The organism is Corynebacterium parakroppenstedtii, from assembly GCF_019754935.1.
Lineage (GTDB): Bacteria > Actinomycetota > Actinomycetes > Mycobacteriales > Mycobacteriaceae > Corynebacterium > Corynebacterium parakroppenstedtii.
The window spans coordinates 649593-674470 of the sequence record NZ_JAGSOA010000001.1; the positions used below are offsets into that span (position 1 = coordinate 649593).

The window sequence follows — 24878 nt, forward strand, 5'->3', positions numbered from 1 at the left end:
GTACACCGGAACACTGATTGGAGTACTACATGGCTGAGCATTTCGATGCCGTCGACGTTATCCGCACCAAAAGAGATAAGGGGGAGCTTTCCCAAGACCAAATAAATTGGGTTATCGACGCATATACCCGCGGAGTCGTCGCTGATGAACAAATGTCCGCTCTCGCAATGGCTATCTTCCTCAATGGGATGAACCGGCGAGAGATCGCGCAATGGACTCAGGCGATGATTAACTCCGGTGAGACGATGTCCTTTAGCTCACTGTCGCGTCCAACAGCGGATAAGCACTCGACCGGCGGTGTGGGTGACAAAATCACCCTCCCCCTCGCTCCACTAGTGGCATCGTTCGGAGTCTCCGTTCCACAGCTCTCCGGACGAGGGCTCGGCCACACTGGCGGCACGCTAGACAAATTGGAATCGATCCCAGGCTGGCAGGCAAACCTGTCTAACGATCGCATGATGCAGATGCTCGAAGACCCCGGATGCGTCATCTGCGCCGCCGGCTCAGGGCTCGCACCAGCGGATAAAAAGCTCTACGCACTGCGTGACATCACCAGCACCGTCGATTGCATCCCTCTGATTGCAAGTTCAATCATGAGCAAAAAGATCGCGGAGGGCACGGGCGCGCTCGTCCTCGATGTCAAAGTTGGTTCAGGAGCTTTCATGAAAACTCTTGACGACGCTCGCGAACTGGCTCAAACAATGGTGAACTTAGGAACTGACGCCGGAGTCAAAACCGTCGCACTGCTCACCGATATGTCCACGCCACTAGGAAAGACCGTGGGAAATGCCCTTGAGGTTAGAGAATCGCTAGACGTTCTCGCCGGTGGAGGCCCTACTGACGTCGTAGAGCTCACCTGTGAATTAGCCCGTGAAATGCTGAGCCTGGCCGGAGTTCACGACGCTGACGTTGAAGAAGCTTTGAAGAATGGCCGTGCAATGGACACCTGGAAGTCCATGATCCGCGCCCAAGGTGGTGATCCCGATGCTCCGCTGCCCACCGCGAAACACACAGAAACTGTGTACGCGGATGCAGATGGCGTGATCACCGAACTCGACGCTCTTGCCATCGGTGTGGCTAGCTGGCGATTGGGTGCCGGCCGTGCACGCAAAGAAGATCCGGTTCACGCTGGCGCTGGGATTGAAATCTTGGTGGACCGCGGCCAAAAGGTCACGAAAGGCACACCCTTGTTCACGCTTCATTCTGACGACACGGACCGGTTCGAACGCGCTCTGGAATCACTCAACCAAGGCTGGAGTATCGCTCCTAGCGAGGAGGGCGTTCCTACACCACGTCAGTCCGTCGTTATCGAAAAAATCAACTAGCCACCAGCCGTTGTTCAGTGCCCATAAGGGGCATTGAACACCTTTTGTTCAATCTTTAGGAGAAACTGTGCCTACTACGCCAGACAGTCTTTCATCTGGTACGAACACACCCTCGCGCGACGAGGTCGCCTCCATCGTCGACCACACTCTTCTCAAACCTGAATCAACGCATCACGACGTCGACGAGCTGATCCACGAGGCAATTGAACTCGGGACGTATTCCATCTGTGTCTCCCCATCGATGCTTCCCGTCACCGTTCCCGACAAACTCCATGTGGCAGCGGTATGTGGCTTCCCTTCCGGAGCCCACGCCAGTGAGATCAAAGCCGATGAAGCCCGCCTGGCAGTTAACAATGGCGCAGATGAAATCGACATGGTCATCAACCTGGCAGCAGCAGCCGAAGGTGATTGGGCCACCGTCGAAAAGGACATTCGCGCTGTCCGGGATGCCGTTCCCTCGCCCACTGTCCTTAAAGTCATCCTAGAAACTGCTCTTCTTTCCGACGACGATATTATCGCCGCATGTAACGCTGCGAAAAATGCAGGCGCGGATTTCGTCAAGACATCGACAGGTTTCCACCCGAGTGGTGGTGCGAGTGCTCACGCCATTCGCCTCATGCGCGAGACCGTCGGGCCTGACATGGGAGTTAAAGCGTCTGGCGGAATTCGAACAGCAGAAAAAGCACTAGAAATGATTGCTGCGGGAGCAAACCGCCTAGGGCTTTCTGGAACACGAGCTGTTCTGGATGGCCTCGCGACGTCTCCTGAAAGTGAAGACGCTACGCACAACGACATCCTCGCCCACGCGGAAAAATGGGCAGATAGCGACGTTGATTCCACAGACGCTGAGACGATCCGTGAACTCGTCAAAACTCGGAGCTTCGACGAATTAACCGCTCGCTTCTCTGGACCACTGCAATTCGGAACCGCTGGTTTACGTGGGGAAATCGGCGCCGGGGAATCACGGATGAACCGGTCCGTCGTCATCAAAGCCACCGCCGGTCTCGTATCGTATTTAACCGAATCCATCGGATCCGCACCTGTCGTCGTTATTGGCCATGATGCTCGCCACGGGTCGGCAGAATTCGCTACCGATGCGGCTGAGGTCATTAGTGCTGCTGGGGGCCATGCGCTACGTTTACCGAGCCATTTGCCTACCCCGTTACTCGCGTTCGCAGTTCGGCATTTGAAGGCTGATGCCGGCATTATGGTGACCGCTTCTCACAATCCACCACGGGATAATGGATACAAGGTCTATCTAGGTGGACGCATGACCGACCAGTGGGGCAACGGCGTACAAATCGTTCCGCCGGACGACAGCAATATTGCTAACGCAATCGCACAAACGGGTCCGGCGAAGGACATCCCGCGTTCGTCAGAGGGTATTACCTTCCTTGGTGAGGAAGTACGTGAAGCCTATCTCGCGGCTCTCGAGACAGAAACGGAACCATTCCGCACGTCGGAAACCGCCAGCAAGGGCGATGACTTCTCCACATCCGACGAATCCCACAGTTCGTTCCACAGTGATATTTCCATCACGCTCACCGCAATGCATGGCGTTGGGGCCGAAACCGCCACAAAGGCGCTCAACAAAGCGGGGTTCACCAATATCACCCTCGTCAAGGAACAAGCTGAACCAGACCCGGACTTCCCCACCGTTTCATTCCCCAATCCGGAAGAAAAGGGAGCCCTGGATCTCGCTCTCAGCACCGCTCAACGCAGTCACGCTGACGTCGTAATCGCCCTGGACCCCGACGCTGATCGATGCTCCGTCGCCATCCCGACGCAGACCAGCGACGCCAACGCAACGGATGAGGCATCGACGAAACCGACGTATCGCCAGCTGACTGGCGACCAAATTGGTGGTCTGCTCGGTGACTTCGTCGCACGCACAAAGTTGCGCCCGGTTCACCAGGATTCAGGCTCGGATGCAGACACAGCGTCAGACGATGCCACCGCTGAGACGTCGGATCCAGTCTTTGCCAACTCCATCGTCTCGTCTCGTCTATTGGGAGCTATTGCAAGCAAGTATGGCCTCAATTACGGCCCTACCTTGACGGGCTTCAAATGGATCGGGCGTACCCCGGACTTGGCATTCGGTTACGAAGAAGCCATTGGCTACTGCACCTACCCACGCATCGTCCGGGACAAAGATGGGGTGTCGGCAGCCGTTACCGTCGCTTACCTCGTCGATTCTCTGCATCGGGAAGGCAAAACGGTAGACGATCGGCTCACGGAGATTGCTCGCGACAACGGCGTCTACGCCACGACTCAGGCCGCGTTCCGGGTTGAGAACCGCCAACGAATCGTCGATGGCATGTCCAAGCTAAGGACAACCCCGCCGGCTGAATTTGCGGGATCACCCATCACGGAGTCCGCGGACCTCGCGGACGGTTACCACGGTTTGCCGGGGACAAATGGTGTCCTGTTCCTCACGGAGGACAACACACGCGTCATCTGTCGGCCTTCTGGGACTGAGCCGAAACTCAAGTGCTATCTCGAGGTTGTCTTACCCGTCGAGGAGGACGCGACCGCAACCAAAATCACGGCACTACAGACTAAAGCTCAGGCAAAGCTCGAGCAGGTCCGGGCAGAAATAACCGTAGCGACCGGGTTCTAAGCACCCGCCTGAATGAAGGCCTTTATGGGTTTCCGGTCCCCGCCGACAACAGGTTTCGCACCGATTGTTTAATCAATCGGTGCAATCCGGTGCATGTCGTATAACCCCCATATTTTATGGAGACTTTTGGGTATAAAGAATCCCCAGCTAGAGGCTTAAACGCTGTTCTAGCTGGGGTTTTCGTGCGCCATCAGGGACTCGAACCCCGAACCCGCTGATTAAGAGTCAGCTGCTCTGCCAGTTGAGCTAATGGCGCAGAAAAACAACGATCACCTTGGTGATAAACGTCGCATTGTTGCATTACAAGAACCGGGTAAATCCGCGGTGTTGCAACGAGGAAGAACTATAGCAACCTCTCCCAAAACCAACAAATGTCCAGCTCATTACGATATAAAACGACACCGAACAATCGTCGGCAACAAAAATCATACCGGCTATGTAGCCCATCTCGCTCGCGGGAAACTCAACAGACCGATCAATCATGAGCCCCACACAGAGTGTTTGAGCAACCACATTGAATTCCACACAAAGCGTTATGGAGTCGTTCAAGGATTGTTCCCAAGTTGTTACCGCGCAAACACCCCGATTCTTCACGACGCCGCTTAAAGTTCTCTAGTACGATAAGAATCAACTTTATGGACACATCACTGAAGGCGAGTGATCCAGAAGGTGTAACGCGAGAACCCCTCGCTGATATATCGTGTATGAACGGCTGCACACACGCAGCGAATGACGAATGTGTAAGGGTGGAAAATGCCACAACGTAGGTTCATGCGTAGCAAGCACGCACGCATGATCATTTCCGCTTTGGTGGTCACCGGAGTGATCGGAGTATCGGGCTGCACACTCCAAAAGGTTGAAAGCGGAAGTACGTCCAACAGAGCGAAAACCTCTGAGATGAAAGAGGACGCCAAGCCTGTTGCCAGCGTCTCCGACGGCGATACCGATGTTTCGGTCATTGATCCCGTCACCGTTAAGGCTGGTAGCAAGCTATCCGACGTCTCACTCACCTCTTCGGATGGGACAGAAGTTAAAGGTCAATCAGAAAACGACGGAAAGTCGTGGAAAACTGACGAGGACCTTGGCTACGGCAAGACCTATACCTTGACCGCCACGGCCAAAGACAAGAAGCTTAATTCGACGTTCACGACGGTGTCTCCAACCTATCCAATGTCTCCAACCGTCACCCCTGGTGATGGCATGAAGGTCGGCGTTGGACAGCCCTTGAGTATCGACTTCGGTGACTACGTCACCAACAAGAAGAAGATCGAAGACAACGTTGAAGTCACTACAGAACCCCACGTCGACGGGTCCTTCTATTGGGTGAACGAACGCCTCCTGCGTTGGCGCCCGAAGGATTACTGGCAGCCAGGCACAAAAGTCACCGTGAAAACCAAGCTCTACGGTAAAGATCTCGGCGAAGGCTCCTATGTCAACGACGATGTCAGCTCCAGCTTCACCATCGGCGATCAGATTATTGCCACTGCCGACGACAACACCAAAGAAATGGTTGTCAAGAAGAACGGCGAAGTTGTGAAGACGATGCCCATCTCCATGGGTTCGGCCTCCTACCCCACTCCGAATGGCGTGTACTTCCTGGGAGACCACAACCCCTCCATGATCATGGACTCCTCGACGTTCGGTCTGCCGACCACTGCGGCTGGCGGATACCGCAGCACGGTGAACTACGCGACCCAGATGTCGTTCTCCGGCATCTACGTCCACTCGGCACCGTGGTCGATCGCGCAACAGGGAAATACGAACGTTTCCCACGGTTGCTTGAACGTTAGCCCCGAGAACGCGAAGTGGTTCCTCGAGAACACCACCATTGGTGACATCGTCGAGGTAAAGAACACACAAGGCGGACAACTTTCTGGTACCGACGGACTCGGCGACTGGAACATTCCTTACGACAAGATCGTGGAAAGCGGTAAGAACGGGACAGTAGTCCAGTAATTACCTATTACCCTTCACCCTAAAGATGGCCGACAGCTACGCCCCCTAGCTGCCGGCCATCATTGCATTCGTACGCCGTGCAGACTGTTCCTCGCACAGTCTGCAGGCATCTCCGCGCATCACCCGCCCACGGGTGAACTAGTGCGCCTCAGAGGTGTCGTCGAAAAGATGACGAAGGACCTGAACAACCCCCGCCTCCGTATTTGCCGGAGCGCAATAGTTCGCTTCCTCCATGATCGTGGGATGCGCGTTCTCCATCGCGAACGAGTACTGCCCCTCGGCGATCATTTCGCGGTCATTGAGATAATCACCAAACACTGCCGTCTGCTCGCGAGTCACCCCCAAAGACTCTTGTAACCGACGCAGCGCCACCCCCTTATTCACGCTGCTATCCATAACGTCGATCCAATGCTGCCCGGACACCACCGGTCGGTAACGGTCATCGAGCGCCCCAAAGACGCTCTCTGCCGCGGACTCGGCATCGTCGAAATCATAAATAGCGAACTTGAGGAAATCATCCTCAACATCGGCAACATCGGGGACGATGTCTAACGAGGCGTAGTACTTACGCGCTTCGGCCAAGAAAGCGTCGTCGTCCCTATCGACATACGCACCGTCTGCAGCGCACATAACCAACCCCAGGTTGCGCCCCTCATCGGCTCCCCGACGGACGGCGCTAATCACTTCTTGGGCGATTGATTCGGGAATAACGCTCTGCCACACTCTCTCACCCGAGTGGATAACGAGATTCCCGTTCTCGGCGATAAAGTCGTTCGTCTGAGGCAGAGAATCCTCTGAGTGGGCACCCTGAGCATCTTCCGGGCCTTCCGCACCGCCGTCGGTCGGCTGAAACATCTTGGTCAACGTCGCTAATTGACGACCGCTAGCTGGCACAAACGTGACATTGTGCTCGGTTAACAGCCGATAAACCTCCCAAAAGCCCTCGGGAAGTTGCGAACCGCCATCCAACAGGGTGCCATCCATATCGCACACAACGAGGCGAATATCGAGCTCACGGGGATCTATATCCCTCCACATAATTCCGCGATGCTGCATAATCCACAGCTTACGGAAAAGCTATATTGCAGTGTCACCGTGCCCTCACCATTGGGCGGACTTTGCCATCGGGGCGAACTACACTGACAGCGGATGGAAACCACACACCAACTAACGACGAGCAGTACACATAGGAGAGCAGCAATAATGACAGAATCCAACGAATCAAATACCACCGACGCGGCAGCACGCAAACCTGAGGACTCGAAGCTGGACCGCATTGTGTGGATCGACTGCGAGATGACGGGCCTCGATCCCAGCACACACGTTCTCGTCGAAATCGCCGCCATCGTTACCGACGCAAACCTCACTATCCTTGACGAGGGCCTGGATATTGTCATTCACGCCACTGATGACGAGCTGGCGAAGATGGACGATTTTGTTACCCAGATGCACACCAAGAACGGCCTCACTGATGAGATCCGTCAGTCCCCTGTGTCCGTGGGTGAGGCAGAGAATGCGGTTCTCGATTACGTCAAGAAGTGGGTCAACGCGCCACGGACGGCACCGCTAGCAGGTAATTCCATCGCTAGTGACCGGAAATTCATTGCAGCTTACATGCCGAGGCTGGACGAATTCTTGCACTACCGCATGATTGACGTCAGCTCCATTAAAGAACTCGCCCACCGTTGGTACCCCAAGGTGTATCAGAACCAGCCCAAGAAGGGACTGGCCCACAGAGCATTAGCCGACATCAAAGAGTCAATCAGAGAACTGGACTATTACCGCCGAGCCGTCTTCATCACAGATGATCAGGATGCCGACGAGCGAATCAAATCAGCGGCAGATGAGGCCTCTCGACGCTACCCGATTTAGCAGTTCACGACGTGATTTGGGAACTGCCCACCATCTGTTCTAGTATTTACAGCGCTGCGCAGCGTTCTTGTGAGAACAGCGTCGCAGCAATGGTGACTGTAGTTCAGCTGGTAGAGCACCAGGTTGTGATCCTGGGTGTCGCGGGTTCGAGCCCCGTCAGTCACCCCAACTAGTCCCTCCAGCACTTCAGTGCTGGAGGGACTTCCGTCATTCCGAGGCCGCTCTGCGGTAAGAACCTCGCAGCCCCACACAATAAAACGGCACAACAAAACCGCACTCCATGATGAAGTGCGGTTACTGTAAACCTGCTAAAGACTAATTATTCCTATGAGCTGCCAGGAGCTTCTGGATTTCCTTAATCTCCTTGGATTGCTTCCTCTTGCTCCGCATTGTTAGCAGAACCATGCCAGCCACGGCAACGCCGATACCGATGAGGACTTTTTGAACCTTCGGGTCCTGAATCAGCGATGTTGCCTTTTCTTTGGCGTCGTCGGCAATCGTATTCGGGTTAGCCCGATCTGCAAGCTCATCGAGGGTGCTGGCTAATTGGCTACGAGTACGTTCAAGATCACTCTGGATTGCATCAATGCTGCGAGCCACAGGGTCTCCTTAATCCGGTCACGGATGCTAGTCCCACGGGCATTACATGGCCCACGAAATAGCACTTTTCTGCTCTTACTCTACGGTAATGGACAACCACAATGCACGACTAACCAGGGTGCGCCGACACCGAAATTTCGCAAAACAGAAAACTGCTTGTTCGACCGTCAGAACCAAGACGAAGTCCCCCCGGGAAAGTCCCATGCTACATCTGGTCGCGATGCACGCACTCCCCGATGAGATGGATCGGCCCCGAGCATTCACTTCCGGGTACCCTCAAAAGCTATGAGTGGTTCAGAGTCACATACACAGCCATCGGCCGAGCAGAAATCGTCGACCCCACGTCGGCTAGAAAAAGGCGATCCTGCCCCGCAGTTTTCGTTGACCTCAGACGCGCAAACGCAGGTGTCGCTCTCGGATTATTCGGGCAAGAAAGTCCTGGTCTACTTCTACCCCCGCGCGAACACACCCGGATGCACTAAGGAAGCATGCGATTTCCGCGACAATCTGTCTGTGCTTGCCGACGCGGGAATTGACGTCGTCGGCATTTCCCCCGATTCCCCCGAGAAGCTCACGAGATTCAAGGAGAAGTACGAGCTTCCTTTCCCCTTGCTATCGGATCCTGACAAAGAAGTTATGAAAGCATGGGGCGCGTTTGGAGCGAAGAAGAATTACGGCAAGCTTATCCACGGTGTCATTCGCTCCACCTTCGTCGTTGGTGAGGATCAGACCATCGAGTTGGCCAAGTACAACGTCCGAGCTACGGGCCATGTTGTGCGCATTCTGAAGGATCTTGGCCTGAGCGATAAATAGTTCATGGCGGTCTCCGACCCAAGTGTCTTACCCCACAAGTGCTTTTATTTTCGCGAACCCGGCTACTCCACGAGCCCGGCGCGGCGGAGCCATTCCGTCACCATTACTGTCGACGCACTCCTCACGGCTTGTCCTTTGTTAGCCGCGTCGCTCCGTAGAGACACAATGTCAACCCCTTGGGCGCGCAGGTCACTCGTATGACCTATTAACCACTTTTCAACGACAGACGAGTCGAATTCCGGGTGGAATTGGAGGCCCAGCGCCCAGGCGCCAATCGCGAAGGCTTGATTGGGATACCCAGGCGTGTTAGCGAGGTTCACCGTGCCCGGGGGCGTCGAAAAACAATCACCGTGCCAATGAAGGACGTCAACGCCCGCAAGCGCTTTCAGAGGCGACTGAGCACCATCCTCGGTGACGTTGAGAGGCGAAAACCCGATCTCCATTGCCCCGGGTGAACCGCCTAATCCGCTCCCGGCCGGCTTAACCTCGCCTCCCGCAGCTAGCGCCATTAGTTGAGCGCCCAGGCAGATTCCGATGATCGGTGCCTTCTGCGACATCCGTCGCTTGATCGCGCTTTCTTCGTCGGCAAGAAATGGGTACAGCTCTTTATCGTGAACACCGATGGGGCCGCCAAGGACGATCAGCAAAGCTGCATTCATGACCCGGTTTTCATCGATAGGATCGACACCCATGTCAACGTAGGTAACGCGAAAGCCCAGTTGAGAGAGGTTTTCTTCCCAAGTTCCCAGGTCCTCAAACGCTAAATGTCGCAGAACGAGAACCTCACGTGGTGATGCACCCTGACTAGGGTTATCGTGACCTGACTGTAATTGTTCCGAACCTTTATGTATTTTATGACCCTGTAACGGATCTTTCTGAGGATCGGCGCTGGTACATTTGCCGGGCTGTGAATGAGAGTTCTGGGCGGAGGCCGTATTCATGGGCTTATTCTAACTGCGAAACGCTCTACTCTGGAGTGCTTAGCGTGGCTGGAATGCTTAGCGTGACATATTCACACGAGACGGATCCACTTAATAGATGAAGAACGCGAATCGGAGATTATGATAATGGAAATTAATGCCTACTCCACTCTCACGGAATACAGTGAGCCACGGGTGGCATCTAGCCCTGTACAAAGCCAGGGTTTGCCCCATATTAATCCCACTAATTCTTCATCTGATTATCCGGCTGGCTTAGAAAGCTCGGATAACGTCGAATCCCTCTCGGCGACATCAGAGGGGCCGAATTCGAGCGAAGCCACAGAAAATCAAAAGCAGCCGAGCACTCTCGATTATGAAGCGCTCAACACTTTTAGCGCTCACATTCACGAGCTTTATGAATACATTTTTTCTCGTTTTAACGTCAGTGCGGGAAGTGGGCAATTCCCTCAAGAAGCTTTAGATCTTCTGGAACACTTACGGTCGACGCAATGGCATTACAGTTTCGAAGCCAATGCATCTGATCCTTCTACGTATCGTCAGCTTTTGCAGTGGTCGGCACAAAACAATGCTGTGCTTCTTATGGAAGACGGAATGTTTATTGATCCCACCGGGCAGCCGTTGCTTCCTACGCCCAGTGTCACGACTCTAGGCCATCCGCCCATCATTGATTCTGCTCAAGAGCGGTTCACAACAATCCAAAACCAGATTCGCACCAATATCGGCGTCGATATTCCCGATACATTCACCCCTGTGCGCGCGCCGGAAGAACTCGCGATTAAGCCAGCGGAAGATATTCAACTGCGCTCTATTGCCCTGTGCATGGTCGCGGATTACGCGGATTCTGTTCTCCGCGGCGATCCGATTGACCCCGCGCTCATGGAGGAAACGTCCCCCGAAGGGTTTGCAGCACGGACCAAAGAAGAAAAGAAGCTCTTCGAGACCGCAGATCCGGGGCTAGCAGAAAAGCTGTCCTGGCGAAGCGAGGCCGTTGGGGCCCTGACCTGGGCGCTCGGTCGATATGAACTGCCCTCGGCTTTCACCGGGGAACCAACCGACGGTGCAGCAGCGTTCCCCACCGCTTTGAATATGGATGAGACCCCCACCGTCCGCGATATCGACGAACTGCTCGACGCACAGCAGACGTACCGGAGCCTCATGGCAGCTGCGCGGCGCGGAATGGTCAGGGGCACGAACTTTGACCCTAACAGCGGCATTGAGCGTCTATGGGCTCTTAACTGGCTGCTCGACGGACACACCTTGGAGTGGGACACCACCGACGTATCGGTGTAGCAGCTGCGGTCGTGAGATTCACGACCTGATACAGTCCGTTCTGAAACGTTAAAAATTACCCCTCACCTGCACGAACAGGGAGGGGTTCTGTGCGCTTGGGGGGACTTGAACCCCCACGTCAAAAGACACTGGAACCTAAATCCAGCGCGTCTGCCAATTCCGCCACAAGCGCAAAACACATGAACACCCGAACCAATCAGCCACAGCACCTCACGGCGCACCAGCTGTTTGAGAATTCGGAGATACGGGCCGACTAATTGACCCGAACATGCGCGACGTAATACTAGCTGACAGCACCAGCCAATGGAAACCTCCAGCACAAACACCACTCACACCCTGGCACAGCAACGGGTAGACTGTGGCACGTGAGTACAGAGGACAAAGCCGACCGCGTGCACGGGGATGATACCCTGACCAGTGCAGACGGAGGACAGCAAGAGGTGCAGCCTCAGCACACGATGCCGTCCGTCCGGGTTCGCATTGTTCAGATCATTTTTCTCATCGCAGCAGTGGCCGCAACCTTATTCCTCGCCCACTGGCAATGGGACCGGTACACGTCGGACTCGGGTACCGCTCAAAATCTTGGCTATGTTTTACAATGGCCGGCAATTGGGGCCTTTTTCATTATCGCGTATCGTAAGTATCTCCAGTACGAACGTGAACTCGCGGAAGGTAATACTGAACCCGGCGCGAGGCGTGAGCCCTCGCGTTCTCGCCGTAAAGGGTCATCGCGAAAAGGGGCGGCAAACGCAACCTCCCGCGAGGACGATGCTCCTATGCGGGAGATACCTGAGGATTTCTTGCCTCAGCGATCCCGCCCCCAGCCTGAGCAAACCCCGGAGCACCCCAGAAAAACTCATTAAACGTAGGTACGCAGGAATTCCACTATGACTAACAACACCCCTGTGAATGACGCGCAGTCGACTGGTGCGTCCAATAACGATTCACGCCAAGCCGATGCACAATCATCTGACGGAAATAGCGCAGCCAATCAGCGACGACGCGACACGCCGCGGATCAATCCCGCTCGGCAAGCACGGGTCGCTTCCGCACTAAAGCGCTACTCGGTGGCCGCCTACGTCACAGGCGTGTGGCTGCTCCTCCTCTGCGTGGAGATAGTTTTCGACCACCTGATTCTTGATAATCCCCCCGACTGGTTCATGTATATTGGCATGGCCCACGGTTTCTTCTTCATGGTCTACCTCATCATGACGCTAGACCTCGGAACCAAAGCACGGTGGAAGCCAGTCAAATGGCTCACCACATGCTTAGCAGGAACCGTCCCGTTCCTCTCTTTCGTGGTAGAAGCACGTCGTCGGCACGAGGTCCAGAAGACATTTAATCTCTCATAGCGCCGCCAGCGCCTACATATCCCCTATCGATCGCAAAATCGGCACCAACTGAGCCAGAGCTCGTCCTCGATGCGATTGAGCATCCTTCTCTTCAGCAGATAGCTCGGCAGAGGTCCGCGGCGCAACGCGAGGCCGTCGGCTCTTCCCCGAGTGATCCGACTGATTAACACCTTCGCCATCCTCATCACCCGCATCCCTCGGGGAATGTTGAATCTGGGCGCGGGTGTCTTCCTCCTCGGGAACGAAAATCGGGTCATAGCCGAAGCCATTCGTGCCCCGAGGCTCGCGAATAATACGTCCCCGCCACTGGCCACGAACCACAAACTCTCCAGGTTCAGCGGGAGCCGAAAGAGAAACGCCCTCACTGAACTTTTGTAGCGAAGGAACCGTCAGGCCTGCCGCCTTCGCCCGAGGCATCAGGCTCTCCGGAATAACTAAGGCGCACACCGAAACGAACGCAGCCCCACGTCGTTCATCGGGAACATCATTCATCTGCCCCAAAACCAAGTTCGTATTGGCATCATCATCGCCATGCTTACCTGACCACCGAGCTGAGAGCACCCCGGGCATGCCATTGAGCTCGTCGATACTCAAGCCGGAATCGTCCGCAATCGACACCAAATTAGTGTGCTTGGCAGCTTCCCTAGCCTTCAACAGAGCATTATCACCGAACGTCCGGCCGGTCTCTGGTGCCTCAGGATACTCAACGACATCCTTCAAGCTGAGCAATTCGATCCCAGCAACATGCCGCGTATCCAGGACCCTTTGGAGCTCCCTCAGTTTTTTAGCGTTCCGACTGGCAACAAGGATCTGCACATTTCCTCCTCGTCCTCTGTTACGCGTTCTTCGTTAAGCGTTCTTCCGGTTCGGCAAAGGCTTCGGATACGGCTTCGACAGAGCTTCCTTCTGAGCACGAATCAGCTCCGAGCATCCTTTTTCTGCCGCATCCATAAACTGCATCAAATGCTCACGAGAAAATGTGCTGTGTTCACCCGTGCCCTGGATCTCCACGAACTCGCCCGATTCCGTCATCACGACGTTCATATCGACCTCCGCGCGAGAATCCTCCTCATACGGCAGGTCCAGGCACACATGCCCGTCGATAAGACCGACGGACACCGCGGCAACAGGAGGAAGCAAGGCATTCTTAGACACCAGCCCCTCTGCTTCCAAGTACGTCAACGCATCGGCGAGAGCAACATATGCGCCGGTAATAGAGGCAGTCCGGGTACCACCATCAGCCTGAAGGACATCGCAGTCCAAGGCAATCGTGTTCTCCCCCAGCGCTTTCAAATCGATCGCAGCTCGAAGCGAACGCCCCACCAGACGGGAAATCTCATGCGTCCGCCCCTTGACCTTTCCCCGCATTGACTCGCGCGGCATCCGCTCCGCCGTCGCCGAGGGAAGCATCGAATACTCGGCCGTCAACCAGCCTTCACCGCTGTCCTTTTTAAAGCGAGGCACACGGTCCTCCACCGAGGCTGTACACATCACACGTGTGTTTCCGAATTCCACTAAGACAGACCCGGCGGGATTCGTCGTAAAACCACGAACAATACGGACAGGGCGCATTTCATCAAGGACACGGCCATCAGCGCGTACAAAATCACTCATGCTCCCCACCCTACCGGTCCCCCCGGACACGACCGCTAAAACTCGTACGTCTTCTTCGGGGTCGCCACATCGATCTCGCCCGAAAAATGATCCTGAGCAGCACCAACAGTGGCCAGCGCATCAATCCACGGCGGGATGTGGGTTAAAATCAACCGCTTCACACCAGCCCGCGTTGCCGTCTTCGCCGCCTCCGGGCCACTCATATGCATGTCAGGTGCAGCATTCTCCGACGACACTCCCCACGACGCCTCACACAAGAGCGTGTGCGCGCCCTTGGCCAAGTCGACCAGCTGGTCGCAGTAGGCGGTGTCCGCAGAGAACACCAAGGTGTGACCAGTCTCCCGCTCAACGGCCCGCAAAGCGTACGTCTCCGTCGGATGGATGACGCGCACCGGCGTAAAATCAAATGCCCCCACCGACTGAACAACACCCTCGCGCCAACTATGGATGACGAAGCTATCGGAGAAATCGTCCACGTCGCCTGGTGCGTCGGCACTGGCTAGCCCCAAATGCTCAGCAGAAAAATCCGGGCCGACGAAGGTATGTTTGGACTTCGCTGCTAATTGGGGATGAAACCGACGCCACACCAGCAGCGACGGAAAATCCAGGCAGTGGTCAGCGTGCAAGTGGGAAAAGACGATATGCGCTCGACCAGGGTCGGTGACCTGCGGGAGAACCCCCATCGCCCCGGGCCCCAGATCCATGATGACGGGATCCGACCCATCGTCCGGCGTCAACAAATAACTCGATGCCGGAGACTGCGGACCAGCGAGGCTTCCTGAAGAACCGATAATCGTCAACCGCATGTGTTTATAGTGCCAGACCAGCGCACATCATGGCGATTAAAGCTGCAATTTTGAGCGCTTTTGTCTCGATGATCACTCCGTCAACCGGGTGAGATGAAGATCACGGTTCTACATATCCGTCAGGCCCTCGACGTGGCTTACTTGGGTAATCGACGGGCCCAAGAAACGCCTGGCCAGCCTAGCGAAACGATGGGGGTCACCGGTCGACTCAAATGTCCGGGCAGGTTCAGGGCCGGCATAGTCATTCACGACGTTGGCATCAACCACATCCAACGACTCCGCCTCAGGGTTCGCGTCGTTAAACAAATCCTCCTGATAAAGGACCCGCGGAACCTCCTTACCCTCCTCCTCGGAGCTGCTCACCAGGGTCACGTTATCCCCCATCACCAGCTGAATCACCCCGGTAAGCAGCGGATAATGAGTACACCCCAGCACCACAGTGTCGACGCCGACATCCTGCAAGGGCTCCAAATACGCCTCCGCTAAGCCCATAATCTGCCGGCCTGTCGTGATGCCACGCTCGACGAAGGGCACGAATTGCGGGCAATCAACGGCATAGATCTCGATGTTCGGATCGAGATTCGCTATGCACCGCTGATACGCTCCCGACGCGATCGTTCCCGTCGTTCCAATCACCCCGACGCGGCCATTCCGCGTTGCTGCGACCGCGCGTCGCGAAGCCGGCTCGATCACCCCCACAACGGGGACGTCGTAAAGCTCCCGCGCTTTATCCAAAAACACCGACGCAGCCGTATTACACGCGATCACGATCATTTTGGCGCCACGGGCGACGAGGTCGTCGGCAATCGCCGTCGAATACCGGATAACATCTTCGCGGGGCTTGGGGCCGTACGGAGCGTGCGCGGTGTCGCCGACATACATGATCGACTCGGTTGGGGCTTGGTCCACAATGGTCCGGGCAACCGTTAACCCGCCTACCCCGGAATCAAAAACTCCGATGGGGCTATTTTTCATGAGCGCCACGCTTCAAGTAAGGACTCCTGGCACACCGCCAGCCATTCGACGAAATTCCGATCAAACCCTGCGTCGGGGCCAGCTTCGGGCAAATGCCCCTCGTCGTCGATAAAGGCTGCGGCCTTATAGGTGCGGATGTCGTTCAGCCCGGCTAACCAGCGTGGGACGTCGTCATAGGTCAACGACACATTCACCGAACCATCGGGGCCTAAAGCGTCGACAATATAACGAAGATTAGTGAGCTTCTGGGAAATAATATCCGGTTCGTGAAGCTGACGGAGCATCCCATTGTCGCCCTCAAACTCTTCGGCCTCCGACGTTTCAAAGTCGGGAAGCAGCCGCGCCAAGCCCGGATCCTCCGGTTTTTCGGAGTGGCCCGAACTGATCCCCGTCATCTCCTCGAGCACATCCTTGGGGGCGCTCCGCTGGCGTTCAATTAATGCATTGCACAGGTCTGCCGCCGCGTCGCCCAGAAGTTCCCGCTCCATGGGCTCAAAGGTCGTGTTTATTGTCCTCTTCTTCAGCAACCCTTTACGGGGTTTCCACGGCTCCACAGCTTATCCCTCACGTGATTCGTCGGTACGTCATACGAAGCGAGTACAACTACAAGCAGCTTACCGCCCTAGCTTTAGCCCTCAGAACGCTGCATGGTAGCCCATAAACCCGCAGTCTGCAGCTTCTTGACATCGACTTCTACCTTATCGCGCTCCCCCGACGACACGACCGCCTTGCCCTCCGTATGCACTTTCATCATCAGCTCCGTCGCTCGAGCACGCCCATAGCCCAGCACAGTTTCAAACACATAGGTGACGTAACTCATCAGATTGACGGGGTCATCCCACACGATGCACAGCCATGGAAGATCAGGTTCTGTCATCGTCTGTGTGTCTGTTTCGGGGGTAGCTAAGGGAGCTGCGGCAGGACTCATGGTGTCCACTTTAGCCAGAAACCATGCCGACTCACAGGAACCCAGCGAACCGTGCCGACGCCTCACACGGCGACCGGGTGGGCGGGTTGTCCATTCATATACGTTTGTCCCCGGCAGCCACTATCATGATCGCCATGAACGCTTCCCACTCCCAGGACACCACTCGACGCTCCAGCGCACTGCTCACCGACAAATACGAACTCACGATGCTTGACGCTGCCATTAAAGATGGCACAGCGGATCGACAAGTGAGTTTCGAAGTTTTCGCCCGACGGCTCCCCGGGCAACGTCGGTACGGAGTTGTTGCAGGTACCGACCGAGTTTTACGCACTGTCCGCGATTTCGTCTTTACCGACGAACAACTCGAATACCTCGACTTCCTTAGCGACGAAACAATTGAATACCTGCGCAATTACCGTTTCTCAGGCCATATCGACGGATACTCCGAAGGCGAACTCTACTTCCCGTACTCCCCCATTTTGACGGTCCGCGGGACATTCGCTGAGTGCGTGGTGCTGGAAACAGTCATTCTGTCCATCATGAACGCCGATTCGGCCGTCGCAACGGCAGCAGCGCGAATGGTCACCGCCGCGGAGGGACGGCCCATCATGGAGATGGGATCCCGACGCACCCACGAATATGCCGCGGTCACCGCCACCCGCGCCGCCTACCTCGCAGGCTTCTCCTCCACCAGCAACTTGGAGGCCGCGTACCGCTACAACATCCCCTCAGCGGGAACGGCAGCGCACGCATGGACTTTGGCACACACCACCAGCGAGGGCGCCCATGAGGACGAGGCGTTCCGCACGCAGATCGACACCCTCGGCATCGGAACGACGCTTCTTGTCGACACCTACGACATCGCCGCCGGAGTGCGCACCGCCATCGATGTCGCCGGCACTGACCTAGGCGGCATCAGGATTGACTCTGGCGAACTAGGCGTTTTAGCCCGTCAGGTTCGCGATCAGCTGGATTCCTTAGGAGCGACGAACACGAAGATTGTCGTGTCCTCCGACCTCGACGAATTCGCAATTGCTGCGCTGCGTTCCGAGCCCGTCGACGCGTACGGCGTCGGCACGTCTGTGGTGACCGGTTCTGGGCACCCCACCGCCGAAATGGTGTACAAGCTCGTTGAGGTCGACGGGCTGCCCGTGGCGAAACGCTCAAGCCACAAGATCTCGCACGGCGGCACCAAGCGTGCCTACCGTGCCGTCCGAGAATCTGGTACTGCAGTTGAGGAAGTTATTACGCATTTCGACGACGACGCGCCGAAACTGTACAACGGCCTGCATGCGCGCCCGTTGACTGTGGCCCTGATGCGTGACGGCGAAATGACAGGCAACCTTCCCTCCCTCGAGGCGTGCCGCGAGTACCTCTCTCAAGCGCTCATCACGCTGCCATGGGAAGGCCTTGCCCTGTCCGCCGATGAACCTGCTATTTCCACCCGGTTCGTCGGGTTCTAGGCGGCTCACCGGAAGCATATGGGTTCGAAGACTCGTCAAACCGATGCTCAGCCGAGCAATGATAATGGAAAGTACGACGCTGAGCGCCTACTCGACACCGTCGTTACCGCGATGGGAGGTGCCCGGCGCGATGGCCAATCGCGGATGACCTCCTCCATCCAAAAAGCGATCAGGATGGAGAAGCATCTGGCGGTACAGGCTGGTACCGGAACGGGCAAGTCGATGGCTTACCTTATTCCGGCGATCGCGCATGCCGTCGAAACGGATACCACGATCGTCGTGTCGACAGCGACGATTGCGCTGCAGCGTCAGCTGATTTCCCGAGACCTTCCCCGCATTGCAGAGGCATTGAAGCCCACGTTGGGCAAGATCAACTTCGCGATCCTCAAGGGACGGTCCAATTACCTGTGCCTGAATAAGCTCGGCGTCGAGGCCGACAGCGAAAGTCCACTGATAGATCCCGGTCAGATTTCGCGCGTCGGACGGCAGGTCAAGGAATTGCACGAATGGGCATCTGACACCGACGACGGCGACCGCGACAGCTTGGAGAGCAGTGTTTCAGATCTGGCGTGGAAGCAAGTCAGTGTGACAGCAAGTGAGTGCATTGGTGCGTCGCGATGCCCACATGGCGAGGATTGTTTCGCGGAGCGTGCGCGCGCTAAAACGCGTGACGCACATGTCATCGTCACGAACCATGCCCTGCTCGCCATCGATGCTTTGTCCGACGGGCATATCCTGCCCGAACATGACATCGTTATTGTCGACGAGGCGCACGAACTGGACGGGCGTATCACGTCGGTGGCAACGCAGGAGCTGGCAGCACCGGGGATGAGGGCGACGGCACGTCGTGTCGCCAAGTTTGATGACGAGGCGTCATCGTCGCTGATGAATAGCATTGACGATTGGCAGTCGTACGTCGACGTTGTTGTTGATGACGGGCGGTGGAAGCCATTTCCGGATGATGCGGCCGGCAATGTGGAGGATTTGCGTAAACATCTCAACACGGCGTTTACGGCGGTGCATAGTGTGTCTGCCGATTCTTTGTCGAATGATCCGGAGAAGGCCGCGGAACGGCAGGCGGTGCTGTCGGCTCTGGATGAGCTGCAGCACACCTGCACGCGGATTCTTTCGTATGGCAATCAGCTCGAGCAACAAGGTCGGAGTACGTCACTGGAACCGGACGATGTGGTGTGGAAAGAAAACGGTGAGAACGGCAGAGTGATGGTCGCGCCACTCTCGGTCGCACCACTGCTGAGCAAGAATCTTTTCGACGCCAATACCGTGATCTTAACCTCGGCCACGCTGGCCCTGGGTGGGAAGTTCGATGCCATGGCGGCGCAGTGGGGTTTGCGGAAAAACACCTACACCACGCTCGACGTGGGGACGCCTTTTGATGCGCGGCGCTCGGGAATCCTGTACGTGGCCGACCATTTACCGCCTCCCGGCCGGGACGGTATGTCGCAGCAGGCTGTTGAGGAAATGCGCACCCTTATTACCGCTGCTGGGGGGAGGACATTGGGCTTGTTTTCGTCCCGACGGGCTGCGGACTCTGCCGCACACGCGATGCGGGAAGTCCTACCTTTCGACATCTATTGTCAAGGCGAGGACTCGATAGGTGCCCTCGTCACGTCATTTTCTAACAATGAGAACTCGGTGTTGTTCGGGACGTTGTCGTTATGGCAGGGCGTCGATGTCCCCGGGCCATCGTTATCTTTGGTTATTATCGACCGGCTTCCGTTTCCCCGTCCCGACGATCCCCTTTTAAAAGCTCGTTCCGACGCGGCCAACGCGGCGGGGCGCAATGGTTTCATGGAGGTCTCAGCAGCGCACGCGGCGCTTCTGATGGCGCAGGGCTCCGGGCGGCTTTTACGATCTGTGAATGATCGTGGTGTCGTCGCTGTTCTGGACCCGAGGCTCGCGACGAAACGCTATGGTTCGTTTATCGCAGCGTCCATGCCGGACTTGTGGCGCACGACCTCGCTAGAACAAACGCGAGATGCGCTCAAGCGGCTTGTCAAGAAATAGCCACGTCAGGATCAAACGCGACCGCGGTTCTGCTACCTGGGGCTACTTCGGTGAAACCAGCATCAACAACCTCGACATAGTGGCCAGCCCCATAGCGACGGGCAGCGGCCTCCAGCTCGCTACTCGGCACCTCGACGATGGTGAACCGCGGTTCATGGAGCCACCGTTCAACAGTCGGAAATGACGCATGAGCAGCCCATAACATCGCTGCGTGTCCCACTTGAGCTGCAGCTTTTCCGACCGACATCTCCAAGTCCTCATTCAGCGCGATTGTTGGATGCAGAGTATCGCTACCGCCTATCCGCTCAGTCTGGTCGTCGTCCCCGCGCGGGAGATCAGTACCGGAAATCTGCAGTTTTCCGATTCTCGGATCAACATCGCGGACCGGACCGGGAAGAAAAGCACGCGCAGACGACTCTCCAATCGTGACCGTCACGCCCGGAATGCTCTGTACTTTCGACCACTGCCCCGACGTCCGAGCACGTCGCGCAATTTTCCGGATTCGTGCTCCGTACCACCGAGATAGCGATTCTCGCCATGCCCCGTCACTCCCAGCACGAGAGTCGAGGCACACGAGTGCCGACGCTAACGCCGCGGCTTCCAACAGTTCCTGCCGAGGGGGTGGCGACGATTTCGGCATGTTCAGGACAATCGGCATCGCTTGAACAGTGTTGGGATCACTGGGATCTTCCCCATCGGGCTGGTTGACGCCATCACCGAGAACCGACGCTAAGAGCGAGTGTGCGTCTCTGACGCCGGGTGCGGATTCCGTGCGTCCATCGTCATCAGTCATGAGTTGCCTCCTGGGACGTCGCGTCTTCATCGCCAGTTCCTTCGTCGGCGGTTTCTTTGGCATCGGAAGCGGCATCAATGTCGTCGCGGTCGATTCCCAAAATGCTCAACACCTCATCAAGGAATGGGAAGTTCACGGACGCGTCCGCTACCTCTTGCAACGCTTTCTTAGCGTTAAAGGCGATACCGAGCCCCGCCGCGGACAACATGTCGATATCATTCGCGCCGTCCCCCACGGCAACGGTCTGATACATCGCCAGTTTCGAGGTTGCGGCGAATTCCTTAAGGTATCGTGCTTTCGCTTCCCGGCCCACAATGTCGCCGACGACTTTTCCGGTCAGCTTGCCGTCCACAATTTCCAGTGTGTTGGCACGGACGAAATCGATATCGAGGTCATCAATCATTGGTTGGATAACCTGGATAAACCCTCCTGAGACGACCGCGGTGCGGTACCCCATTCGCTTGAGGGTTCGGATCGTCGTTCGTGCCCCTGGGGTGAGGACGATATTTTTCGCTACCTCGTCGATAACCGAGCTGTCCAAACCGCGCAGAGTAGCGACGCGCTCCCGTAACGATTCTTCGAAGTCGATTTCTCCCCGCATCGCTCGTGCCGTCACTTCTGCTACTTCTTTTTCTCGGCCGGCGTGGGCAGCGAGCATCTCGATGACTTCGCCCCGGATCAACGTCGAATCGCAATCGAAGCAGATGAGGCGCTTCGACCGCCGAGCCAAGCCCGCGCGCTCAATAGCGATGTCGACCCCGATCCGCGTGCTGAGCTCAGCGAGAGCTTTGCGGAGCGCAATACCGCCACCCGGGCGGGGATCCCGGACCGACACTTTGAGCTCAACACCGGTGACTGGATAATCAGAAATGCCCCGGTAGGTATCAATATTTGTCCCGTAATCAGCGAGGACTTGGCCGATCTGCGAAATGTGATCCGCAGTAACTGGATTACCAAGAACGACGACGGCATGGCTGGAATATGGACGCGACGGGACCGCCTGGTCGTCAAATTCAATCTCAACGGTGCAGTCGTAGGTGGCTAGCGTTTCGACGAGATCGTCACGAAGACGACCAATTTTGTGGGACGAGCATCCGACGAGTGCGGCCAGGGACAAGTGCCCACGGAAGATGGACTGTTCGATGTCGAGGAGTTGACTGCCATGTGCCGCGAGGACGCGGAACAGTGCCGCACTGACCCCCGGTCGGTCGGGGCCGGAGGCGATGATGACGGCGGGGCGAAAACCGTCAATGAGATTAATGGAGAGCTTGGGGGCCATGGTTTACTTCAGTTGCTCCTAGGAGTGGGTGACGAGGTCGGCGGTTTAAACAGGTCTTGTAAACGTGCGTGGGTGGCGTGGGATAGCAGAAACGGCCCCCACCCATGTGGATGGGGGCCGTCTCATTTATTCAGGAGGTCTGAATCCTTTGTTTCTCACGTTTAGCGAGCAAATACGCAACCACTCTCATTAAATCTGCCGACCGATGTGGGCTTCAGCTCGCATCTTTTCAACCATCTGCGGATGGTGAAGCTCGAAGGCTGGGCGCTCGGAACGAATGCGAGGCAGCGAGGTGAAGTTGTGGGCCGGGGGCGGGCAGGACGTAGCCCATTCGAGAGAGTTTCCGTAACCCCACGGATCATCGACGGTCACGATTTCGCCGTAGCGGAACGACTTGAACACGTTCCAGATGAACGGCAGGAAACCGATGCCGAGGATGAAGGAGAAGATCGTGGAGAACTGGTTCAAACCTGTGAATCCATCGGTCGGAAGGTAGTCAGCGTAACGACGTGGCATACCTTCGTCACCGAGCCAGTGCTGGACCAAGAATGTTCCATTGAATCCGATGACTGTTAGCCAGAAGTGGATCTTACCGAGGCGCTCGTCCAACATCCGCCCCGTCATCTTCGGGAACCAGTAGTAGACGCCTGCACACGAAGCGAACACGATGGTACCGAACAGGGTGTAGTGGAAGTGAGCGACCACGAAGTAGGTATCCGACACGTGGAAGTCCAGCGGCGGTGAAGCCAGCATGATGCCGGTCAAGCCACCGAAGAGGAACGTCACCAAGAAGCCCATTGTCCAGAGCATCGGGGTCTCAAAGGTGATATGTCCACGCCACATCGTTCCTACCCAGTTGAAGAACTTCACACCGGTGGGCACCGAGATCAGGTACGTCATGAATGAGAAGAACGGAAGCAGGATAGCGCCGGTGACGAACATGTGGTGAGCCCACACAGCAACCGACAAAGCGGCGATCGACAGGGTTGCGAAAACCAGCCCGGCGTAACCGAACATCGGCTTGCGGGAGAAGACCGGGACAATCTCGGACACAATACCGAAGAACGGGAGGGCCAAGACGTAAACCTCAGGGTGACCGAAGAACCAGAACAGGTGCTGCCACAGAATTGCACCACCATTAGCAGGGTCGTAAATGTGGCCACCGAGTTTGCGGTCGTACAGCACACCGAGGGCAGCCGCGGTCAGCATTGGGAAGATCAACAGAACGATAATCGAGGTAACCAGGACGTTCCAGGTGAAGATCGGCAGACGGAACATTGTCATGCCCGGGGCACGGAGGCACACGATCGTCGTGATCATGTTAATAGCCGACGCGATGGTTCCGACACCACCAGCACCGACGCCGACGATCCACATGTCGGAACCGATGCCCGGCGAGTGAAGAGCGTCGGACAGCGGCGAGTAAATGGTCCAGCCGAAGTCAGCGGCTCCACCAGGGGTAAAGAAGCCCGACAGCATCAGAATGCCGCCACCGAGTGTGAGCCAGAAGCCCAGAGCATTCAACCTTGGGAATGCCACATCGGGTGCGCCGATCTGCAACGGCATGATGTAGTTCGCGAAGCCCCACACCACAGGCGTGCCGTATAGCAGCAACATGACGGTGCCGTGCATGGTAAACAGCTGGTTGAACTGTTCATTGGACAAGAACTGAAGACCCGGGCTGAAGAGCTCAGCACGGATCAATAGGGCCATGAGACCACCGAGGAAGAAGAAACAGAACGACGTGATGATGTACATCATCCCGAGCTGCTTATGGTCCGTCGTGGTCAGCATGCGCCAGGCAAATCCCCCCTTCGGGGTGGTTCCTGACGGCTTTGGCCTAGCAGGGGCGACCGGTTGGTCAACCTTAGGCGCTACAGCAGTCATACTTTCCTCCTGAATTCGGAAGCTGCTTCGTGCCTTCACGTGAAGCAGATTCCTCGTCATTGTCGTTGCCGGCGTGCATCGACCACGCCCCACCCTAACCACTCAGAACACTGTCACCAGCGCAAACAACGTCGAACAGGTTGTTGCGATGTCCAACAACTCAACGAGGGCGCCTGAAAGTTTTCTGAAGATCGGCGGACAATAGCCTTAAGTACACCAACGATGTTCAATATAGTAACGCTGTGTCCCACATAAAGGCCAGCCCTTTCGGCCATCTTCCACACAGTAGGGGGAAGAGACGTGTCGGCCTCAGGAACTAAAAACAGATTGTGGGCGTTA

Annotated in this window: 22 protein-coding genes and 3 tRNA genes; 11 read left to right on the forward strand and 14 right to left on the reverse strand. The window is 56.4% G+C overall.

What is annotated here, in order from left to right; all coding sequences use genetic code 11:
* Positions 1-29 precede the first annotated feature (29 nt).
* Both KCQ76_RS02710 and deoC read left to right on the forward strand, forming a co-directional pair.
* Entirely contained in the window at positions 30-1325 is a 1296-nt protein-coding gene (locus tag KCQ76_RS02710) for a thymidine phosphorylase (protein ID WP_046202587.1), read from the forward strand.
* A gap of 67 nt (positions 1326-1392) precedes the next feature.
* Positions 1393-3945 carry a deoxyribose-phosphate aldolase gene (deoC, locus tag KCQ76_RS02715; protein WP_082090316.1) on the forward strand — a complete coding sequence of 851 codons (2553 nt, stop codon included), beginning with the start codon at positions 1393-1395 and terminating at the stop codon, positions 3943-3945.
* Positions 3946-4128: 183 nt separating this feature from the next.
* Here the strand turns inward: deoC and KCQ76_RS02720 are convergent.
* Positions 4129-4201, reverse strand: a tRNA-Lys gene (locus KCQ76_RS02720).
* 497 nt (positions 4202-4698) lie between these two features.
* On the opposite strand from KCQ76_RS02720, the gene KCQ76_RS02725 reads away from it, so the two are divergent.
* Positions 4699-5901 carry a L,D-transpeptidase gene (locus tag KCQ76_RS02725; RefSeq protein WP_046202588.1) on the forward strand — a complete coding sequence of 401 codons (1203 nt, stop codon included), beginning with the start codon at positions 4699-4701 and terminating at the stop codon, positions 5899-5901.
* A 138-nt stretch (positions 5902-6039) separates the two neighbouring features.
* On the opposite strand, the gene KCQ76_RS02730 is transcribed toward KCQ76_RS02725, so the two are convergent.
* Positions 6040-6957, reverse strand: coding sequence for an HAD-IIB family hydrolase (locus KCQ76_RS02730; RefSeq protein ID WP_046202589.1), 918 nt, complete (start codon positions 6955-6957; stop codon positions 6040-6042).
* Positions 6958-7104: 147 nt separating this feature from the next.
* Between KCQ76_RS02730 and orn the strand changes: the two genes are divergently transcribed.
* Together orn and KCQ76_RS02740 are read left to right on the forward strand one after the other, a co-directional pair.
* A complete protein-coding gene (orn, locus tag KCQ76_RS02735; protein WP_046202590.1) occupies positions 7105-7773 on the forward strand; it encodes an oligoribonuclease in 669 nt (222 codons plus the stop codon).
* Between the two features lie 92 nt (positions 7774-7865).
* A tRNA-His gene (locus tag KCQ76_RS02740) sits at positions 7866-7941 on the forward strand.
* Positions 7942-8088: 147 nt separating this feature from the next.
* On the opposite strand, the gene KCQ76_RS02745 is transcribed toward KCQ76_RS02740, so the two are convergent.
* On the reverse strand, positions 8089-8373 hold the full coding sequence (locus KCQ76_RS02745; RefSeq protein ID WP_046202591.1) for a DUF3618 domain-containing protein: 285 nt from the start codon (positions 8371-8373) through the stop codon (positions 8089-8091).
* 285 nt (positions 8374-8658) lie between these two features.
* On the opposite strand from KCQ76_RS02745, the gene bcp reads away from it, so the two are divergent.
* Positions 8659-9186 (forward strand): thioredoxin-dependent thiol peroxidase, encoded by a 528-nt coding sequence (bcp, locus tag KCQ76_RS02750; protein WP_046202592.1) that lies wholly within the window; start codon positions 8659-8661, stop codon positions 9184-9186.
* A gap of 62 nt (positions 9187-9248) precedes the next feature.
* Here the strand turns inward: bcp and KCQ76_RS02755 are convergent, their stop codons facing one another.
* Positions 9249-10127 (reverse strand): glutamine amidotransferase, encoded by an 879-nt coding sequence (locus KCQ76_RS02755; RefSeq protein ID WP_052722192.1) that lies wholly within the window; start codon positions 10125-10127, stop codon positions 9249-9251.
* A gap of 126 nt (positions 10128-10253) precedes the next feature.
* Between KCQ76_RS02755 and KCQ76_RS02760 the strand changes: the two genes are divergently transcribed.
* Positions 10254-11417, forward strand: a complete 1164-nt coding sequence (locus KCQ76_RS02760; RefSeq protein ID WP_046202593.1) for a DUF4272 domain-containing protein — start codon at positions 10254-10256, stop codon at positions 11415-11417.
* Positions 11418-11507: 90 nt separating this feature from the next.
* Here the strand turns inward: KCQ76_RS02760 and KCQ76_RS02765 are convergent.
* Positions 11508-11589 (reverse strand) — tRNA-Leu (locus KCQ76_RS02765).
* Between the two features lie 193 nt (positions 11590-11782).
* Here KCQ76_RS02765 and KCQ76_RS02770 point away from each other — a divergent pair.
* On the forward strand, positions 11783-12280 hold the full coding sequence (locus KCQ76_RS02770; protein WP_052722191.1) for a hypothetical protein: 498 nt from the start codon (positions 11783-11785) through the stop codon (positions 12278-12280).
* A 24-nt stretch (positions 12281-12304) separates the two neighbouring features.
* Positions 12305-12769, forward strand: a complete 465-nt coding sequence (locus tag KCQ76_RS02775; protein ID WP_306421798.1) for a DUF3817 domain-containing protein — start codon at positions 12305-12307, stop codon at positions 12767-12769.
* Between the two features lie 12 nt (positions 12770-12781).
* Here the strand turns inward: KCQ76_RS02775 and KCQ76_RS02780 are convergent, their stop codons facing one another.
* The 6 genes from KCQ76_RS02780 to clpS form a co-directional block, all read right to left on the reverse strand.
* Positions 12782-13585, reverse strand: a complete 804-nt coding sequence (locus KCQ76_RS02780; RefSeq protein WP_231725264.1) for a non-canonical purine NTP pyrophosphatase — start codon at positions 13583-13585, stop codon at positions 12782-12784.
* Between the two features lie 33 nt (positions 13586-13618).
* Positions 13619-14383, reverse strand: a complete 765-nt coding sequence (rph, locus tag KCQ76_RS02785; RefSeq protein WP_046202594.1) for a ribonuclease PH — start codon at positions 14381-14383, stop codon at positions 13619-13621.
* A 35-nt stretch (positions 14384-14418) separates the two neighbouring features.
* Positions 14419-15189 (reverse strand): MBL fold metallo-hydrolase, encoded by a 771-nt coding sequence (locus KCQ76_RS02790; protein ID WP_046202595.1) that lies wholly within the window; start codon positions 15187-15189, stop codon positions 14419-14421.
* A gap of 108 nt (positions 15190-15297) precedes the next feature.
* A complete protein-coding gene (murI, locus tag KCQ76_RS02795; RefSeq protein WP_046202777.1) occupies positions 15298-16164 on the reverse strand; it encodes a glutamate racemase in 867 nt (288 codons plus the stop codon).
* A complete protein-coding gene (locus KCQ76_RS02800) occupies positions 16161-16718 on the reverse strand; it encodes a DUF2017 domain-containing protein (RefSeq protein ID WP_046205118.1) in 558 nt (185 codons plus the stop codon). Before KCQ76_RS02800 ends, murI begins: the two co-directional genes overlap by 4 nt.
* Positions 16719-16792: 74 nt before the next feature.
* Complete coding sequence (gene clpS / locus KCQ76_RS02805) at positions 16793-17092, reverse strand: ATP-dependent Clp protease adapter ClpS (protein ID WP_041629461.1); 300 nt, start codon at positions 17090-17092, stop codon at positions 16793-16795.
* A 134-nt stretch (positions 17093-17226) separates the two neighbouring features.
* Between clpS and KCQ76_RS02810 the strand changes: the two genes are divergently transcribed.
* Entirely contained in the window at positions 17227-18555 is a 1329-nt protein-coding gene (locus tag KCQ76_RS02810; protein ID WP_046202597.1) for a nicotinate phosphoribosyltransferase, read from the forward strand.
* A gap of 18 nt (positions 18556-18573) precedes the next feature.
* Complete coding sequence (locus tag KCQ76_RS02815) at positions 18574-20580, forward strand: ATP-dependent DNA helicase (RefSeq protein ID WP_082089767.1); 2007 nt, start codon at positions 18574-18576, stop codon at positions 20578-20580.
* Here KCQ76_RS02815 and KCQ76_RS02820 read toward each other — a convergent pair.
* From KCQ76_RS02820 to ctaD, 3 genes are all read right to left on the reverse strand, one after another.
* Positions 20570-21373, reverse strand: coding sequence for an aminoacyl-tRNA hydrolase (locus tag KCQ76_RS02820; RefSeq protein ID WP_046202598.1), 804 nt, complete (start codon positions 21371-21373; stop codon positions 20570-20572). The two genes, KCQ76_RS02815 and KCQ76_RS02820, sit on opposite strands and share 11 nt — an antisense overlap.
* On the reverse strand, positions 21366-22652 hold the full coding sequence (gene serB, locus KCQ76_RS02825) for a phosphoserine phosphatase SerB (RefSeq protein WP_221914783.1): 1287 nt from the start codon (positions 22650-22652) through the stop codon (positions 21366-21368). The genes KCQ76_RS02820 and serB overlap by 8 nt, the downstream gene beginning before the upstream one ends.
* A 189-nt stretch (positions 22653-22841) precedes the next feature.
* Positions 22842-24539, reverse strand: coding sequence for an aa3-type cytochrome oxidase subunit I (ctaD, locus tag KCQ76_RS02830; protein ID WP_046205117.1), 1698 nt, complete (start codon positions 24537-24539; stop codon positions 22842-22844).
* Between the last annotated feature and the right edge of the window lie 339 nt (positions 24540-24878).